Source organism: Bradyrhizobium sp. AUGA SZCCT0160 (assembly GCF_018130105.1).
Classification (GTDB): Bacteria; Pseudomonadota; Alphaproteobacteria; order Rhizobiales; family Xanthobacteraceae; genus Bradyrhizobium.
Map to the genome: position 1 here is coordinate 43977 of NZ_JAFCMD010000001.1, position 17606 is coordinate 61582.

8 protein-coding genes are annotated in these 17606 nt (G+C 63.6%); 2 read left to right on the plus strand and 6 right to left on the minus strand.

The features are described 5' to 3' along the window. Positions 1–126: 126 nt before the first annotated feature. Positions 127–351 carry a hypothetical protein gene (locus JQ558_RS00230; protein ID WP_212292480.1) on the minus strand — a complete coding sequence of 75 codons (225 nt, stop codon included), beginning with the start codon at positions 349–351 and terminating at the stop codon, positions 127–129. A gap of 586 nt (positions 352–937) precedes the next feature. Here JQ558_RS00230 and JQ558_RS00235 point away from each other — a divergent pair. Beyond that, positions 938–1372 carry a hypothetical protein gene (locus tag JQ558_RS00235; protein ID WP_212292481.1) on the plus strand — a complete coding sequence of 145 codons (435 nt, stop codon included), beginning with the start codon at positions 938–940 and terminating at the stop codon, positions 1370–1372. 308 nt (positions 1373–1680) lie between these two features. Next, positions 1681–1902 (plus strand): hypothetical protein, encoded by a 222-nt coding sequence (locus JQ558_RS00240; protein ID WP_212292482.1) that lies wholly within the window; start codon positions 1681–1683, stop codon positions 1900–1902. Positions 1903–1958: 56 nt separating this feature from the next. Here the strand turns inward: JQ558_RS00240 and JQ558_RS00245 are convergent, their stop codons facing one another. From JQ558_RS00245 to JQ558_RS36975, 5 genes are all read right to left on the minus strand, one after another. Beyond that, complete coding sequence (locus tag JQ558_RS00245; protein ID WP_212292483.1) at positions 1959–2984, minus strand: M23 family metallopeptidase; 1026 nt, start codon at positions 2982–2984, stop codon at positions 1959–1961. Positions 2985–3341: 357 nt separating this feature from the next. Continuing rightward, the gene (locus JQ558_RS00250) at positions 3342–4697 is read right to left on the minus strand and encodes an HlyD family type I secretion periplasmic adaptor subunit (RefSeq protein ID WP_212292484.1); all 1356 of its coding nucleotides are present in this window, start codon (positions 4695–4697) and stop codon (positions 3342–3344) included. Positions 4698–4710: 13 nt separating this feature from the next. Then, positions 4711–7395: a cadherin-like domain-containing protein gene (locus JQ558_RS00255; protein ID WP_212292485.1), complete on the minus strand. Its 2685-nt coding sequence runs from the start codon at positions 7393–7395 to the stop codon at positions 4711–4713. Beyond that, the gene (locus tag JQ558_RS00260; RefSeq protein ID WP_212292486.1) at positions 7392–9146 is read right to left on the minus strand and encodes a type I secretion system permease/ATPase; all 1755 of its coding nucleotides are present in this window, start codon (positions 9144–9146) and stop codon (positions 7392–7394) included. Before JQ558_RS00260 ends, JQ558_RS00255 begins: the two co-directional genes overlap by 4 nt. Positions 9147–9226: 80 nt before the next feature. Further along, positions 9227–17599 carry a peroxidase family protein gene (locus JQ558_RS36975; protein ID WP_283814137.1) on the minus strand — a complete coding sequence of 2791 codons (8373 nt, stop codon included), beginning with the start codon at positions 17597–17599 and terminating at the stop codon, positions 9227–9229. Positions 17600–17606 lie beyond the last annotated feature (7 nt).

Genomic DNA, 17606 nt, shown 5'->3' on the forward strand with positions numbered 1-17606 from the left:
ACAGATTTACTATCGCTCGTGACGATCTTATCCCTTTCGGTGCCGAAGCGGAAAGTGCTCGGGGTTTTGAAGTGTCATCGACTCCCCGACTCACTGAGACGAACGGCCCCAAATATCTGAGGCCGCTTATGCTCTGTTATCGGTCCTTCGGCAAAGGACCTGTTCCGGGGGCACGCGGCGCAACGGGGGAAGCTCTATCCAGCGCGGGATCGCCGCCGCCACCACCAGCCGAACCGCTACCGGCTCCGCTCCCGCCTGCGCCACCGGCTCCGCCCGCACCAGCACCGCCTGCCCCGGCTCCAGCACCACCAGCGCCGGCTCCAGCACCGCCAGCGCCTGCTCCACCGGCACCAGAGCCACCTGCCCCAGAACCGCCGGCGCCCTGCGCAAGCGCTAGTGAACTACCGAGCGCAAAAAACAGACCTAACGCAATGATTGGTAGCTTCTTCATGATCGCTTCCTCCGTCGTTAGAGACCGAACCAAGTCAGAGGAATATTGATCGTTCCTATCAAGAACGGGCAACCGAGACCGGGTGGCCTACATTGAGAGCTAGTGGTGTTAATAACGCAGGATGCACAATTCCGATGCCTGCAGGACTTCACCGACCCCTTTGATCGTTACCACGGCGTGCAACTGCTCCTGCGTATGAACAGCGGCCCCACCCTGGGACAGCGATGGGACCGCCGGCCGGCTTCGATGCGGCATGCGGGCGCACCTCTGCCGACGCTCGAAATACGCAAGCTGACGCCAAAAGATCTCAGCTGTCCGAATTAAATTGTTGTCATGTTGCCAGGTTCACTTTTGAACATTGCGCTTGAGGTGGCCGCGACTGAACCTGCGTACTTCTATCAGTGGACAGTGGGCATAAACCGCGATCGATTCAGACCGAGGGGGCCGGGTGTTATAGTGCTGCTCATCATTTGATTCGAGGACAACATGAGCAGCCCGCAGCGTAGGACTTCTCGGCCGGCCGGACGGCCCGCGTACCGCACGCTGGAAGGCTGGGCGCTCGGCGTGCTGATCGAACAGCAAGCCGTCACCGAGTGCGACCATCACGGTCATCGGCGAGACCGCTCCGATCCGGACGCATGGAATCGGGCGCGTGAGGAAGCCTGGCGGAACCCGTTTCCCGACTCGACGCCGGAAGCATGCATCGGCCCGTCGACGACAACAGGCGACCTGGCCCGCGGTGGCATAGTTGCCGGCTGCTGCAACCCACCAACAGAACGGCGTCCAATACCCCTAGTCGGTCCAAATACGCTCTCCGCACTGCTTGCATTCAAACATATGAACAACAACTCCGCTTTCGTATTCCACGATCGTTTTGAGGAGCGTGAGCCTTCCGGCGCAGAAGCGGCAGTCATGGCTTGATTGGTCCTGAGCAGTGGCAACCTTCTCAGCTCGAAATAACTCCATGGCGCCTCCCTCCACAAAGGCTACGGTACGGAGCGCCGGTTTCGTGAGGCGTAAGTCGGCTGTCCACAGCAATCCACCGGTGCGCCGCCATTGCACATTTGAGTTCTGCCCATTAGTGAACACTAGCTAGAAATAAATGCGCAGCCGCTAGGCGAACCGATCCGCGGCGGGTGACTCGTAAGTGCTGGACTCGTGTTTCCAGAGCCAGCCCTTGGCGAGCCGCTCCACGATCCGCTACCCGAGATCGGGGTGATAAAATCCCTGTGCAGGCAAGTTGGTTTATTGGCACCATCGAACAGCACGAAGATGCCCGTGTTGCGACGGCTAACCTCGACAACGATCCCGGTTCTGCCAGCCAGCGATCGGCATCGAGCGGCTCCCAGTTCGCTTATCTTAAAGCGGGCGCCGACAACCAACCTGTTGATTTGCAATGCCTGCACGTCACTCATCAATCTTACTCCATGATAGAACACCATTTAGTCTGAGCTGAACTCCTGAACCCCTGTCCCGGCTCAAGCACGCTACGAGTGGTCAAGGACCGCTATTCCGAAATTGTGAATGTGCGATTGTTCAATGCAATCCGCTTTTCGTCGTTGGTTATTTCTACACTCAACTGATATGTCCCTGCTTTAACGCCCACTTTCCGACCCACGTAAGCCAGATAGTTCGCCTTGCGGCGCGGTAACGCCGTGGTTGCGTGATCAATCAAGGTAGTTTCGCCCGGCCCCACCAGCTTGATTCTGAATCGCGACCCTTGATCTACATTGATTGCCCACACCCATGCGATGGTCGAATTGCCGCCGCCCGTCGCGAGGGCGGGCCCACCCCATCGGACAAGGTTACCCAACTCGGGCGGAGCATTAGCCAGCCCAATATCAAGGATCGTAACAGGGGCTTGAACCAACACCTGCTTCGACGCCGCATCAAGCAGACTTCCCGACAGGTCGCCACAAACAGGGGATTCATCTCGTAACGCCTTCCCCGTGAGCGGCTCAACCAGCTTGCCATCCTGCCGCACCGACAAATGAACGTGCGGAAACTCCGCGACGCCGGAAGAACCGATAGATCCGATACGCTCGCCTTTTCGAACCAGCATGCCCGAACGAACGGCCAAGCTGCCGTTCTTGAGATGGCAGTATTGCGACGAAAGTCCGCTCTGATGATCGATCAATACTCCATTGCCGCACTCTAGATCATGCAGGCGGTGGCGATCATTCGCAGCATCAAAAATTTTATCCGGGATGCCGTCCCTAACTCGGGAGACCGTTCCGTCAGCGACGGCAACCACGGGAAAATCCCGGGCTATTTCACCTAGTGTCCGCAAACGGATATCCCACCCGGTATGCCCCTGGTAAGTCGCCTGACCGCACAAGGGATCGAGCGTAGCTTGGCCAGGATCAATGTCCGGCATTTGCTGCACAAAACAGTCGATGCCCAATTTGCAGTCGACCGGGAGGCCCAAGCGCTGCTCCTCTGCCCCGGCGACGAAAGGAAGCGATCCATTGCCAATGATGGAGACGCCAATCGTGAAGGCAAGACGATGCAGGAAGTGGGCTACACGCAGCATTTCAAGCTACCGCAGGCCAACGCTGTCGCGCCTTTCCAACATGCCGATTCTTTTTGTTGCGGGTTCAAGAGCTCCACCTCCAAACATCAGTCACTTCTCCGCCAAATCGTTCTGCGAAGTCCTCCGCATTCGTCAGCTTGTGGAAGCTGAAGATCATCCAAACCCCGTGATCGGCTGCTTCTGAATACCCGGCGAGCAATCTCTCCCCACGTTCCTGATAGAACTGGACCATCTCGCCCCATTCGTCACCGAAGTCGAGACCGGGCATCCATAGCCGGACATAAGATACATTTGCAAAATTCGTTGAAGTTGCCCCTCCGCTAGACATGACGCTCCTCGGCGACTTCCAGAATGGCCTCAGCGTTCGCGGAGTGCGCGATTCATCTGATCGGTGAAGGGCTTGGCCAGATAGGAGGCTGCGGTGCGCTCCTGGGTCGAGACGAAGACCTCCGCGGGCATGCCGGGAACGAGCCTCAGCCCCTTCTGCTGGATGAGGTCCTCCTCGGCCGGAAGCAGGCGGACGTGGGCGATGTAGTGTTCCTGGCCGTTGGACGGATCTCGGGCCGAGGCCGGCGACACCATCGCGACCGTGCCCTTCAGCTCCGGCGTGGTGGTGCGGTTGAAGGCGGTGAGGCGGATGCGCGCTGGCTGTCCGACCCTCACCTGGTCGATGTCGGCCGGCGAAATCCGAATCTCGAACTTGAGGTCAGCGTTCTGCGGCACCACGGTGGCGATCTTGGCTGCAGGGGTGATGACCCCGCCCACCGTGTAGGCGAACAGTTCGTTGATGTAGCCCGAGGCCGGGGACCGGATCTCGGTGCGCGACAGCCGATCCTCGACGGCGAGCTTGCGTTCCTGGAGTTCGGCGATGCGCGCCTCCACCGTGCGCAGCTCCTTCTGAGCCTCCGTGGAGGCGTTCTGGTCCACGGCGATGATCTGCACGCGGATCTCACTCGTCCTCACCTTGGCGCGGGCAATGCTCGCCTGGATCTCGCCCTGTTCGCCCATGATGCGCGCGTAGTCACGCTGGGCGGAGTAAACGCGCTGGTACTCGACGATCTTGCGGTCAAACAGCGCCTGCAGTTTCTCGCGTTCGGCGCCGACAAGCTTGATCTCCTCCTCCTTGGCGGCGAGGCGGGCCTCCATGCCCCTGATCTCCTCACCGGTCTGGGCGATGGAGAGCTCGAGCTGCTCCTTCTGGCTGTCGCGCGCGGTCTTGTTGCCGGTGAACAGCCGAGTCTCGCCGTGGATCACAGCGCCAGCGGTCGAGGGGAACAGGGCGTGCATCTCGGCGGGAAACTCGGCGGCTGCCAGGTTGTCGCGTTCGGCCACCAGGCGGGCGCGACGCCCCAGCGCCTCGACCATCTGGGCGCGCACGATCAAGTGCTCGGCCTTGATCTGGACGTCATCGAGGGTCGCCAGCACCTGGCCTTCCTTGACCTGGTCGCCTTGACGCACCGCCAGCGTCCTGACGATGCCGCCGTCGCGGTGCTGCACCTCCTTAAGGTTCTGGTCGACCTTGACCGTGCCTGCTGCGACCACCGCGCCCTCCAGCATCGCCCAGGCCGCCCAGCCGCCGCACCCGGCCAACAGCAGCACGGTCAGTGCGATACCGGCCAGGATGCGCGGCCACAGGCGCAACGGCCGTTCGCGGGAGACGTCGCGGGCCGGGCCCGGCTGCGGTACGAATTCGGATGCGTCGACATGCATCATGGCTTCTCTCCCCCTAGGAATGGATCGCGGCAAATTGCAGCTGATGGTGGCCGGCGACCTCGATCGTCATGACGTCCTCGGCATTGGAGCCGTGGGAAACGTCGATCGCGGTGTACTTGCCGTCGGCAAGTTCCTCGAAGCGGAAGCGAACGGGCCGGCCATGGTCGCCGTCCTCGTCGAGATAGAGCTGCTGGAACAGGTCGGCGACCTGTTCCACGGCTTCGTCGCCGTCTTTGATGGTGATCTGGTAGGTGGCGGCCACGATCCGGTCACCGACCGTGAAGTCGGTGATCTTCTTCACGGTGTCCTGCTCCGAACCGCCGCCGTCGTCGCACGGCGGCTGGAACTCGAAAGTGTCGTTGCCGGCGCCGCCGGTCAGTACCACCGATCCGCCGTCGACGCGGATCACGTCGTCGCCCGAGCCCGCGATGATCTCCTCGAAGTCCTCGATCAGGTCCTCACCGATCTCGACGCCGCGCGCGGTGCCATTGCGCAGGTCGATGGTGACGGTGATGGTGGTCGCCGAATAGTCCAGCGTGTCGTGGCCCGAATTGCCATCATAGTTGTCGTTGGTCTTGTCGGCCGCCGCCAGCACGACATCGTCGCCGCAGCCGCCGTCGACCGTATCCGATCCGCCGCCGTCGGCGATGGTGTCGTTGCCGGCGTCGCCCGCCAGAACATCGTCGCCGGCCCCGCCCGCCAAGGCGTCGTCGCCGCAGCCGCCTGCGATCGAGGCCGAGGACGCGCCGGCGGTGATCGTGTCGTCGCCCGCGCCCCCGACCACATTCTCGAACTCCGCAATTGCATCGTTGCCGATGTCCGCGCCGGAGGCATGGCCAGTTGCGAAATCGATGGCGAGGTTCTGGTCGGCCGAGGAGTAGTCGATGGTATCCGTTCCGTCGCCGCCGTTGAAGCTATCGGACGCGGCATCGGCCGAAGCCATCACAAGGTCGTTGCCCGTGCCGCCCGACACGACGTCGGATCCGCCGCGGTCGGCAAGGGTGTCGTTGCCGGTATTGCCGGCCAGGACATCGTCGCCCGCGCCGCCGGTCACGGCGTCGTGGCCAGCGCCACCATCGATCGAGGCTGCGGTCGGACCTGCCACCAAGGTGTCGTCGCCCGCGCCGCCGATCACGGTCTCGATCCCGGCGATGGCATCATCGCCGATGTCGGAGCCGGAAGCCTGCCCCGTGGCCAGATTGACATCGACGGCACGCGCCGCCGAGGAGTAGTCCAGCGTGTCGTTGCCGGCGCCGCCATAGAGGCTGTCGTTGGCGTGATCGGCGGCCGCCACCAGATGGTCGTTGCCCGTGCCGCCGATCACGACGTCCGATCCGCCGCCGTCCGAAATCGCATCGTTGCCGGCGTCGCCGGTCAGCATGTCGGCACCCGCGCCCCCGGCCAGAGCGTCGTTGCCGTCGCCCCCGGACATCCGGTCTGCGCCGTCGCCGCCGTCGAGGGTGTCGTTGCCGGTGCCGCCGTGGAGAGTGTCGTCCCCGGCTCCCGCCAGCAGGATGTCGCTGCCTGCGCCGCCGTCGAGACGGTCGTTGCCGTCCTCGCCGTGCAGGGTATCGTCGCCGTCCTCGCCGAACAGGCGGTCGTCGCCGCAACCTCCGAACACCACGTCGTTCCCCGCGCCCGCGAACACGATGTCATTGCCGGCGCCTGCATAGACCACGTCGTTGCCCGCGCCCGCTAGGATGTGGTCGTTACCATCGCCGCCAGATATCCGGTCGTCGCCGCCGCGGGCGTCGATGTTGTCGTCGCCGCCGAGCCCCGCGATGGTCTCGGCGCATTGGGTGCCGAGCAGGGTGTCGTCGCCTTCGGTTCCGATGATCGGCGGCGCCGCGACCACATTGAAGTAGGCCGTCTGCATCACGATGTGGCGGCCGTCGCTGATCGCGTAGGTCAGCTTGACCTCGCCGAGCATGTCCGGGGCACGGTCGAACTCCCAGCCGCCGTCCGCGGTCTGGGTCAGCGTGCCTGAGGACGAATAGACGCCGACCACGGTCAGGCGGTCGCCGTCGGGATCGGTGGCGCCGGCCAGCAGCGCCGCCATCGATATCGCCAGCCCGTGGCAGGCGACGACGTCGGGAAGATGCACGGGCCCCGAGACGCGGGGGGCGCGGTTGCGGTGGTCGGGTGCCGGGGGATCGCGCGGAGTGGGGTGCCTGTTGTCACCACCACCACCTCCTCCACCTCCACCACCTCCCCCGCCGCCACCACCGCCACCGGCGGGGGCCTCCTGGCGCAGCAGCGGACGGTTGTCGTTGGCGACCTTCGGGCTTTCGCCAGATCCGATGTCTAGCTTGGGCTTGTCGGTGCGCGCCCGGGCGCTGAAATCCGTCGATCCGCCCGGCGCGCGCTCCTCGTCGTCATGCGGCGAAATTCTGACTTCCTCGGTCCGGCCGGACGATTTGGCCACCGGCTCCTCGGAGTCGGTTTCGTCGGCCGCAGCGAGCGCGTCCTCCTTGACGGTCTCCTCCTCGTCGCCCGCACTACGAGCCTGGCCGCGGTCTTCGGCGGCCTCCAGCTTCACGGGCAGGAAGCTCTTGAGATATGCCGTGCAAGATCCCACGAACAGCAGGAAGAACAGCGGTACGAAGCGGCGGCGACGATCGTCCTTCTCCTCGTAGTCCTTGCGACCCGGAGCGGCTTCGGCGGTGGACTGGCGGGTGGCCTGGACATTGATTGTCATGCGGGCCTCCGCAACTGGGTCCCGGGAAGGGTATCGGCCGATGCGGCCGTGGCAGGCTGCCGAGCCGGAGTCATGATGTCCTGCTTCTTGCCGAAGGCGACCATGCGGCCGGCCTGGACGATGGCGACGAGGTCGACTGCCACCAGCGCGCTCGGCCGGTGCGCGATCACGATGGCGATGCCGCCGCGGGCGCGGATGCCTTCGATCGCCGTGGTAAGCGCCGCCTCGCCCTCGCCGTCGAGGTTGGAGTTTGGTTCGTCCATCACCACCACGAACGGGTTGCCGTAGAGCGCGCGCGCCAGCGCGATGCGCTGCCGTTGCCCGGCGGAGAGCGCGCAGCCCTGCGGGCCCAGTTTGGTCGAGTAGCCGTCCGGCAACTTGACGATCATCTCGTGGACGCCGGCGGCCTTGGCGGCCGCGATCACCTTGCGGTAGTCGGGCTCGGGCTCGAGACGGCAGATGTTGTCCTCAATGGTAGCGTCCATCAGCGCGACCTCCTGAGGGAGATAGCCGATGTGTCTGCCGAGGTCCTCCTCGCGCCATTGCGTTAAGTCGGCGTCGTCGAGCCGGACGCTGCCGCGCAACGCCGGCCAGATGCCGGTCAGCGCCCGCACCAGCGTGGTCTTGCCGCCGGCGGAGGGACCGATGATGCCGAGCGCTTGGCCAGCCTCGAGCTCGAAGGCGACCTCGCTCAGCACCACTTGGCCGGATCCCGGCACCGCGACAGTGATCTTCTCCACCGAAAGACGCGCTACCGGATCCGGCAGCCGCATAGGCTCGTCCGCGCCGGCGAGCGCTATCACGGTGTCGCGTAGCCGCTGGTAGGCCATGCGTGCGGCGATAAAGGCCTTCCAGTTGCCGATCGCGAGATCGACGGGAGCCAGCGCCCGCGCCGAGGCGACCGAGACCGCGATGATGGCGCCGGCCGAAAGCTCGCCCTTGATGGCGAGGTAAGCGCCAAGTCCCAGCAGGGCCGACTGCAGCACCATACGGAGCACGCGCGAGACCGCGGCGAAGCTTCCGGTGATGTCGTTGGCCCTGGTCTGCAGATCGAGATGCTCGGCATTGGCCTCGTTGAAGCGGCCGACGGCGCGGTCGGCGAAGCCCATCGCCTTGAGGACCTCGGCGTTGCGGGCGTTGCAGTCAGCGATGCCGTTGCGTTCCATCGCGGCCTTGCGCGTGGAGACGGTGAGGCGACGGGTCATGATCTCGCTGACGACGGTGAGCACGACAAGGACCAGGGCGCCGGCGAAGGTCAGCGCGCCGAGCATCGGGTGGAGGAAGTATATGAAAGCGAGATAGATCGGCATCCAAGGCAGATCGAACAGCGCCGAGGGGCCCTGGCTTCCGAGGAAGCTGCGTACCGTGTCGACGTCGCGACCGCGCTCCAGTGCCTCGGAGGTGGAGAAGCCGAAGCGCGGCATGTCGATGGCGACGCGGTGCGCCAAGGGCGCGATCTTGCGATCGATTCGGGCGCCGACACGCACCAGCACCTGGGAGCGGACGACGTCGAAGCCGCCCTGGAACAGATAGAGCCCGATCGCGAGCGCCGACAGCACCACCAGGGTCGGGATGCTGCCGCTGGTCAAAGCGCGGTCGTAGATTTGCATCATGTAGACGGAGCCGGTGAGCGCCAGCACGTTGATCATGCCGGAGACCACGAAAAGGAACAGGACGATGCCGCGGAAGCCCTGGGTCAGTTCCTCTAGGCGCCGGCGCTTCGCGGGGGTGAGCTCTTTTGATTTGGCCATTTTTCAGGGTGCCGTCTTGTACGAGGAAAACCGAAGGCGCCGGAACGGGAGAAGCATCTCCCGTTCCGGCGGAGTCGCGATCAGAGCGTGACGTTGGAGCCGAGGTTCTGGTGGCCCGCGATCTCGATCTTGAAGTCGGCGGCGTTGTTGCCGTCGACGTTGCCCTGGACGACGGTGAATGCCTCGCCGTTGCGGGTCTCATAGGTCACCGCGAGCTGGCCCGCGGCGGTGAAGGCCGCGTCGGACACCAGTGTGAAGCTCTGGTTGCCGTCAGAGGCGTAGTTCGCATCGATGCCGCTGAGGTCGATCCGGTCGCCGGGCTCGAAGCCGACGATCGTGTCGCCCTTCGCCGCTTCCACCGAGTTGAAGCGGAAGGTGTCGTCGCCGAGCCCTCCGTTCATCCAGTTGGCCCCGGTGCCGGCAACGATGACGTCGGCGCCGGAGCCGGTAGTGACGTTCTCGATGCCCCAAAGGGTATCGATGCCGGTCTGGGAGCTCGAGGCGCTGCCGTTCAACAGCGGGCCGGAGCCCAAATTGACGGTGACGGCCGCGCTCGCCGCCGACATGTCGAGCGTATCGGCGTCCCAGCCGCCGGTGCCTTCGTCGCCGAAGTAGGCGTCGTTGCCGTCGCCGATCTCGGCCACGATCAGGTCGTTGCCGGCACCGCCGAACACCGTGTCGTCGCCCGCTCCGGCATTGATCAGGTCGTTGCCCTGATCGCCGAAGATGCGGTCCGCTCCCGCATCGCCGTAGACGATGTCGGCGTCCGCCCCGGCCAACACGTGGTCGTCGCCCGCACCGGCGGAGATCACGTCCCGGCCGCTACCGCCGCTGACGAAGTCGGCACCCTCGCCGGCCAAGATCGCGTCGGCCCCGGCATCGCCGATGGCGATGTCGTCTCCGGCGAAGGCGACGATGTTGTCGTCGCCCGCGGTGCCGACCAGCGTGTCGGTCTGCGGCGTTCCGGTCCGGATGACGCCGGTTGCCGTGGTCTCCTCATCGTCGCCACCGCCGGTCGGCGTTTCCTCGTCGTCGCAGTCGTCGTGCGGAGTCTCGTTCTCGTTTTCGTCTTCGTCCTCGTCCGGTTCCCCGGCCTGGAACTGGGACGGCACTACGCCTGTGAAGGTGACTGAATGTGTCCCGTTCGAGATGGTTCGGGTGCCATTCTGGTTCTCGACCAGGTGGTAGCTCGTGAGATCCGTCCCCTCCGGGAACTCGATCACATCCTCGGCCTGCAGGGCGCCGATGATAGTGTCGTTGCCGCCGTTGGACTTGAACACGATGCGATGAGCCGAAGTCAGGGCCGAAATGTCGATTACGTCGTCACCAGTAGCACCATCAATGGTGATGGTGTTGAGACGCAAACTGGTGCCAGAGAAGTTGCCGACGACATTAAATGTATCGCCTCCCGCGGCGCCGCCCGCTCCGGTCGGCTCGACGCTGTTGATGCGGATTTCCTCGATTTCGCTCAATTCCGCGATGACGTTGGCAAAGCCAGTACCGTCGCGGGTGATGACGATCTCGGGAGTCCGCCCGCCGAAGCTGGCGATGTCGTTTCCGGCGACGGCATCCCAAGCGGCCAGCGTGTAGATGTTGTAGACCTCGCTGGACGCGTTTCCGTTGATGACAAAGGTGTCGCCCGCGGCGCCTTCAGTTCCGCCGTTGACCACGTCGCGGCCATCGGTTGGAGCCGCAGCATTGGCGTTCCAGATGATCGTGTCGTCTCCGGTTCCTCCGTTGACCGTGTCGGCGCCGACGTTGAGGCCGGGCACCGTCAGGTTGACCGTGAAATTGTCGACAAAGAAGTTGTCGCCAATGTCCCAGTTGTTTCCGTCGCCGGTGGTCCGGAAGCGGATTGCCGAGTTCGCGCCGATCTGGTTGGCCGTCAGCGTGGCGCTGAAGTTGAAGGTTCCGTTGGCGCCGCCTCCCAGCGTGCCGCCGGTAACCGCTTCCCAGAGATTAGTGACGACGTTCCTCGCCTCGACGATAACGGTCTGACCGGCGGTCAGATCATCGTCCTGGTAAGTGAAGGACACCGACGCTGCGGTTGCGCCGGCCAGATTGACGGCGCGCTCGATCGTTTCGCCGCCATCGACGTTCTGGTTGAACTGAAGGCGTCCGCCGGTGATCTGGATGTCGCCTCCGGTCGCGCTGGTTGGGGTCTCGCCGCCACCCTCGGTCCAGCTCCCTGCAAAGGCGACCGTGCCGTTGCTGTTCGCATACGATGCGCTGCCGAAGGTATCGACGTAGGCGCCGTTGTTGCTGCCGGCACCGCCGCTCAGTGTATCGTTGCCGTCGTCGCCGTTGAGGGTGTCCGTGCCCTCACCGCCGGTGATGACATCGTTTCCGCCGCCGCCATTCAGCGTGTCGTTGCCGCCTTGGCCATCGATGAGGTTGGCCACGCCGTTGCCGGTGATGGTGTCGGCCCCGGCGGTCGGAGTACCGAAGGCTGCCGGCGCAGCTGCCGCGAGGATGTAGTCGGTCGCGTCGATGGCGGCGGTCGTCGTGTTGTTGACCTGGATCGTACCGATCGTTGCCAGGGACGCGTCCCTGACGGTAAGCACCGTGTTGACGCCGACCTGGGTCTCGGTGACCCGCGTCGCAAGGTTGGCGGTGGTGATTCCGAGGGCACTGAGGTTGATCAGGTCCTGACCACCGGTTGCGGTCGAATCGAAGTTCGTCAGGACGTCGTTGCCGAAGCCTGCCGCGTCGTAAATGACGACGTCGTTGCCATCCGTCACGTTGATCGTATCGTTGCCGGCTCCGCCGATGATGTTGTCGGTGTCGCCGCCGGTGCCGCCGCTCAGCGTGTCGTCGCCGGTGCCGCCATCGACCAGGTCGTTGCCATTGCCAGCATCCATGATGTCGTTGCCGCCACCACCGAAGATCTGGTTGTTGTCGCCGTTGCCGGTGATGGTGTTGGCGAGCGCATTTCCGGTGCCGTTGATGTCATCGCCGCCGGTCAGCGTCAGGTTTTCTATTTCCGCACCAAGAGTGTAGGAGATCGATGACTGAACCGTATCGGTGCCACCGGCCGCGAGTTCGGTCGCCACGTCGCCGGCATCGTCGACGACGTAGGTGTCGTTGTCGGCGCCGCCGGCCATGATGTCGGCCCCGGCTCCGCCGTTCAGGGTGTCGGTCCCGATCCCGCCGTTCAGCGTGTCGACATCGTCCTCGCCGTTGAGCGTATCGTTACCGTCGCCGCCGTTCAGGATGTCGTTGCCCAGGCCGCCCTCGAGGGTGTCGTTTCCGCCGAGGCCATTCAGCGTGTCGTTCAGATCGCCGCCGGAGATGACGTTGTTGAGGCTGTTGCCGGTTCCTACGAATGGGTCGGCATCGACGCCGGTATACTCGAGGTTCTCGACATTGGCCATGAGCTCGATCGAAAGCTCGGCCATCTCCGTTTCGACACGGTCGGTGCCGCTTGCCGCAGCTTCCACCACGACGTCGGCGATGTCGTCAACGATGTAGACGTCGTTGCCCCCGAGGCCAACCATGGTGTCAGCGTCGAGGCCGCCGTCGAGCAAGTCGTTGTCGCCGGTCCCGGAGCCGCCGACCAGCAGATCGTCGCCGGCGCCACCGGAGAGTTCGTTGTCTCCGGTCCCGCCGAAGATCAGGTCGTTACCGCTGCCTCCGATCATGACGTCGTTGACGCCATTCTCGCCAATCACGAAGTTATTTGCGATGGAAGCAGATAGGTTGACGCCGCCGTCATCGCGGTTGTTCGGATCCAGCCGGCTAACGAGATAGTCCTCGGTGCCCAGCTGGTAGCCGCCGAAGGTGCCGTTGTCGAAGTTGATGCGTTCGATACCGGTGCCGGCGATCGTGCTGGTGAAATGGCCGTTAACCGTCACCGTCTGGCCATTGAAGTTGACCACAAGACTGCCATTGTTCGTGCCGGTGTTGTTGTCGGAGGCGTTGAGCCCTGTCAGCGCTGTGCCGGCCGCCTGGATCACGAGACGGTCCGCCGTTCCGCCGCTCGTGGCGTTGACGGGTTCGTTGATTACGTCGCCGGTGCCGGCGGCATCGCCGAGTCCGACCATATAAGTGTCGTCGCCGAGGCCGCCATTCATCGTGTCGGTGCCGAGGCCACCGACCAGGATATCGTTGCCGCCAAGCCCGTTCAACGTGTCATTGCCGGCGAGTCCGAGGATCAGGTCATTGCCGGCAGTACCATTGAGCGCGGTGGCGCCCGTATCGTTGCCGGGCGTTCCGATGACCAGGCCAACCGTCGTGTCGAGGAACTGAAGTCGCTCAATGTTCCGGAGCTTGTCCGAACCGTCGAGGGAGTCCTCGATCGTATGGGTAACCGTCACCATGCCGTTGACGTCGTTGCCGAAGGTATATTCGGTAATATTGCCCTGATACCTGGCGATATCGATGTCGCCTGCGGTCGTGTCCGTCCTGATCGTGCGTATGATGCCGAGCTGAGCAGGGTTTATCGCACCCGAAAACATGCTGCTTGCCAGCGTGGTCATACTGTTGTGCACGGCGATCGGCGCACCGGTGTGATTGACATCCCCGGCCGCAAACACGCCAATCTGCACGTCCAGCCACTTGTCGCCGTCGATGATGTCGTCGCCGCCCTTCCCCATGATCGTGTCGCCGCCGTCACCGCCGAGGATGATGTCGCCGGCCCCGAAGGATGTAACGCCCGCTCCGAGCACCGCCTGGAGACCGCTCACCAGGGCGATGCCTTCCGCGTCCAGCACGCTTCCCAGGAAGCCTGTCGTACCGCCATCAGCGAGCGAGGCACGATCTGCCGCCACGTCGTCCGTGCCGGTCAGGATGTCGCCGAACTTGCTGCCCGACAAGCCTTCCATCGATTCGTATTCGTCGAGCGCGGCGTTCGCCGGCAGTACCGGAGCTTCGTCGAAGATGATCGGGATGGACAGGTCGGCATTCACCGCCATCACATTGTCTTTGTACGTCGCCCAATCGAAGCCGGACATGCCGACCATCTTGCCGCGGCCGGAGCTGCCGACCATGATGTCGTCGCCGCCCTCGCCGATGAACTCGTCGAACCCGCCGTCTCCGAGGAAGACGTCGTGTCCTTTGATGCCGTCCTGGGCGAATATTTCGTCGAAGTTGTCGCCCGGGGCGCCGTCGAAGGTGCCGGTTTCGATCCAGTCGTTGCCTTCGTTGCCGAGAATGCGTTCGGCGTTCCTGTTGCCGAAGATGAAGTCATTGCCTTCGCCGGCAAAGACTTCCGAGCCCTCGTCAGTACCGAGGAAGATAAAATCCTGCCCCGCCCCGCCCATAACTAGGTCGAGACCCGGCCCGGCATGGACGACGTCATTGCCGCTGCCGGCCTTGATGTTGTCGTCTCCGCCGGAGTCGACGATGATGTCGTCGCCGTCGCCGCCGTTGAGGATATCGTTGCCAAAGCCACCTTCGAGCTTGTCGTTGCCAGCATCGCCGAAGAGCGTGTCATCGCCGATGCCGGCGATCAACGTGTCGGCAAGATCGGTGCCGCCAAGCACGACGTGGTCGCCGCCGGTGTAACGCAAATAGTTCGTATCCGTGCCTGCAGTGGACGGATCGTTGCGGTTGACGAGTTGCGTCAACAGACCGCCCCCGGCCGGATCGTCGTTCTCGAGGATGCCATCGCCATCCAGGTCGTTGAACTGCCTGTCCTGGTCGACTTCCAAAATCAGGCCCGGTGTCGAGAACACGTCCGACGGCAGATGCGTCGCGTCCGTGTTGCGCATGATCATGGCAGCGAAGGAATTGTTTTCCATTTCGCCGAACAGGTGCAGGCCGTCGAGCCGCTGCAGGTAGTAGAATCGGTCGCCGCTCTGCAGCATTTCCATCTGCACTTCGAACACGAAATTGAAGGTCGAGCCGAGCATGCCGCCGAACGGCATGGTTTCTTCGGCAAGACCGCCGATCCAGAGGTCGACATTGTTGAGGCCGCCCAGCGAGCTGCCCTCACCCCCATATGCGCCCGTCGCATTGAGGAAGTCGACCGCGTCGGCCGGTACTTCAAGGCCGCCGAACGAGCTGCCCGTGATCAGGGTCAACGCAGCGTCACGCTTGCCCGCGATCGTGGTCTGACTGGTGATCAGCTCATGCGTGCCATAGGCCGCGATGAAGTTGATAATCGAGGCTTCATTCTTGAGATGGCTAGCGAAATCCACCCAGCTCGTATACGGCTTGAGCAGGATGTTCTGATTGCTCGCCTCGTAGAATTCCGCGCGGGCAGTATTCAGCGAGGGCACGCCGGTATCACGGCCGCGCGCCAAGTTGATGGTCGCAAGGTCGAGCGGAAGGCCGAGCAGGTTGTTGCGCAGCGCCGAGGTCACGAATTCGTCGATCTGGTTGCCGACCTGACGGGTCATGCCACGGATGATCGCGCCGGCGGCGACTTCATCCTCAATGGTGCCATTGGGCCCATTGAAAGCGGTCGGGTTGAGGAATCCCTGGATCAGACTGATGTGGTTGGGGGCGAAGTTGGGGTCGAATTGGTCGATCGACTCAGTCAGCATCGAGTGACCGAAGCGATATACCACGTGGGCGAACTCGGCCACGATCGACGGATTCAGAGTGGTGTCGAAACCATCCGGTACCAGGAAGGTGTTGATGGTGGGCTGAATCTTGCGCGCGAATTCTTCGAACACCAGATGCTGATACTGCATCTCGGTGCCGAATTTTGCTGCCTGGAACAGACGTTCACCTTCCCAGACCAACGTGTTGAGGTCGGCAGGAAGCGCGGCCACGTCCTCTGCGAGCCACTCGTTGATGAAGGCAACGTCGCCGGTCGCCAACACGACGTCCTTGGTATGCTGAACGAGCCGATTGTGCTCGGCATGGAACACGTGGTGGACCGCCGTCAGGCCAATGTTCTCGTTGACGCGGCCGTCGCCGGCGATGAAATGCGCGTCGAGCAGTTCGTTGTCGTATGACCCATCTTCGGCCGGACCGTTCTCGGGGTTGCCGAGCCCAATCGTGATGTCGCCGTCCTCCAAGCCGGTCGGAACCGCGTTATGCGCGATGTCCGCAAGGAACGCATGGTTGGTACGGATCGCCAGGACGGCCGTCAGATCGACCGGCGCGTCTGGCGTACCGGAGACGACGACGTCGTCCGCCGTATTAGGAATACCGTCGAGCCCGATTCCGGTGATCACCTGTGCAAAACCGGTGGTCGGATCCGGGATGAAGTTGCCGTATTGATCGGTCCTGAGCAGCGGAACTTTGCCCACGTCGGCGTCCGTCAACTTAATACCGAGCATGGCTTGGGCCTGCGCCTTGACGTCGGCCCAGGTCGCCATACCGCCATTGCCGCCCTCGATCAGCTTTCCGGTGGCTACGGGCTTACCTTCACCGTTGAGATCGTATTGCCGGATGAACACCTGATGCGAAGAATGCGACGTATAGGTCTGGTTCTGGTCGACATAGGAGGTCGTGGTATTGACGGGACGGCCGTCGTCGGCGCTCTCGTCTCCCGGCGTGAACGGGTTGTCGCCGAGGACGCCATCCGCTCCTGCGGACGTCGTGGCGCGCGTCAGCACCATGAAATTCAATGCGCCCGGCGCCGTGCTGTATAGCGGATCGTCCGGCTGCAGCGGGATCATCACCGCGCCATTGCCGCCCTTGTTGACGAGGTCGAGGCCGTGATCGAAGAACTGGCCGAACAGCGTGAACCAGGAGTTGAACGGAGCAGACAGCCCCTCGTCCGGCGCGATGTTAGGGAGGTGAACGTTGGCGCCGTCGAGCTCGATGCTGTTGGCAGCGAGCAATTCGTAAAGCCCACCGGGGACGCCAGCAGCGGCATCCAGGGTGGCCTGCGCGGCGGCGAGAGCATTGGCTGCATCAAGTGCCGCCTGTTGCAGCGCTTCATTGCCCGGGCTGGCAGCAGCTGCAGCGGCAGCGGCGGCCTCGACACGCTGGGCTTCCGCGACAGCCTTGAAGTCGCCGGCGAGGGGCGTGTAAGCGGCCGAGATCTGCTGGGTGATGAGCAATCCCGGATCATCGATTCCCGCGCGCTGCAGCGCCGTCAGAATTGCGGCAGGATTGGCCAGTGTTTGATCGACAAGCAGATTCGAGATCGTCCGAACCTCGGGGTCGATCACGTCGCCCGGATCGGCAAACGTCCCTGGCCCGTCGACGTCATTGCCGGGAGTGTAGGGAATCTCGATGGGACCCATCCCGCCCGGCCCATCAGGATCTACCGTGATGGTGCGGAACTCCGGGCTTAGCAGCTCAAGGAATTCCTGATCGGCCGCGCCCCACTTCTCCTGGCCGGGCAGCACATGGTTGTTGCTGCCATCGACGGTGCGCAGGCCCCAGGCCAAATTATAGGTGGGAAGCGAACCCGCCTGCCCGCCCTCGCCTGTCCCGAAAAGCGGCGCCGCGTCCGGATCGAGCGGATTGGCTGCGTAGGCAGCGTGCTTCTCCGCGATCTTGATCTGCTTCAGGATGAATTCGAGATCGCTTTTGATGTAGACAACCATGGCACAC

What these genes read in the sequence shown, in the direction of transcription:
- JQ558_RS00235 (WP_212292481.1), top strand. Translation starts at nt 938, where the DNA reads ATGAGCAGCCCGCAGCGTAGGACTTCTCGGCCGGCCGGACGGCCCGCG.
- JQ558_RS00245 (WP_212292483.1), bottom strand. Translation starts at nt 2,984, where the DNA reads ATGCTGCGTGTAGCCCACTTCCTGCATCGTCTTGCCTTCACGATTGGC.
- JQ558_RS00250 (WP_212292484.1), bottom strand. Translation starts at nt 4,697, where the DNA reads ATGATGCATGTCGACGCATCCGAATTCGTACCGCAGCCGGGCCCGGCC.
- JQ558_RS00255 (WP_212292485.1), bottom strand. Translation starts at nt 7,395, where the DNA reads ATGACAATCAATGTCCAGGCCACCCGCCAGTCCACCGCCGAAGCCGCT.
- JQ558_RS00260 (WP_212292486.1), bottom strand. Translation starts at nt 9,146, where the DNA reads ATGGCCAAATCAAAAGAGCTCACCCCCGCGAAGCGCCGGCGCCTAGAG.
- JQ558_RS36975 (WP_283814137.1), bottom strand. Translation starts at nt 17,599, where the DNA reads ATGGTTGTCTACATCAAAAGCGATCTCGAATTCATCCTGAAGCAGATC.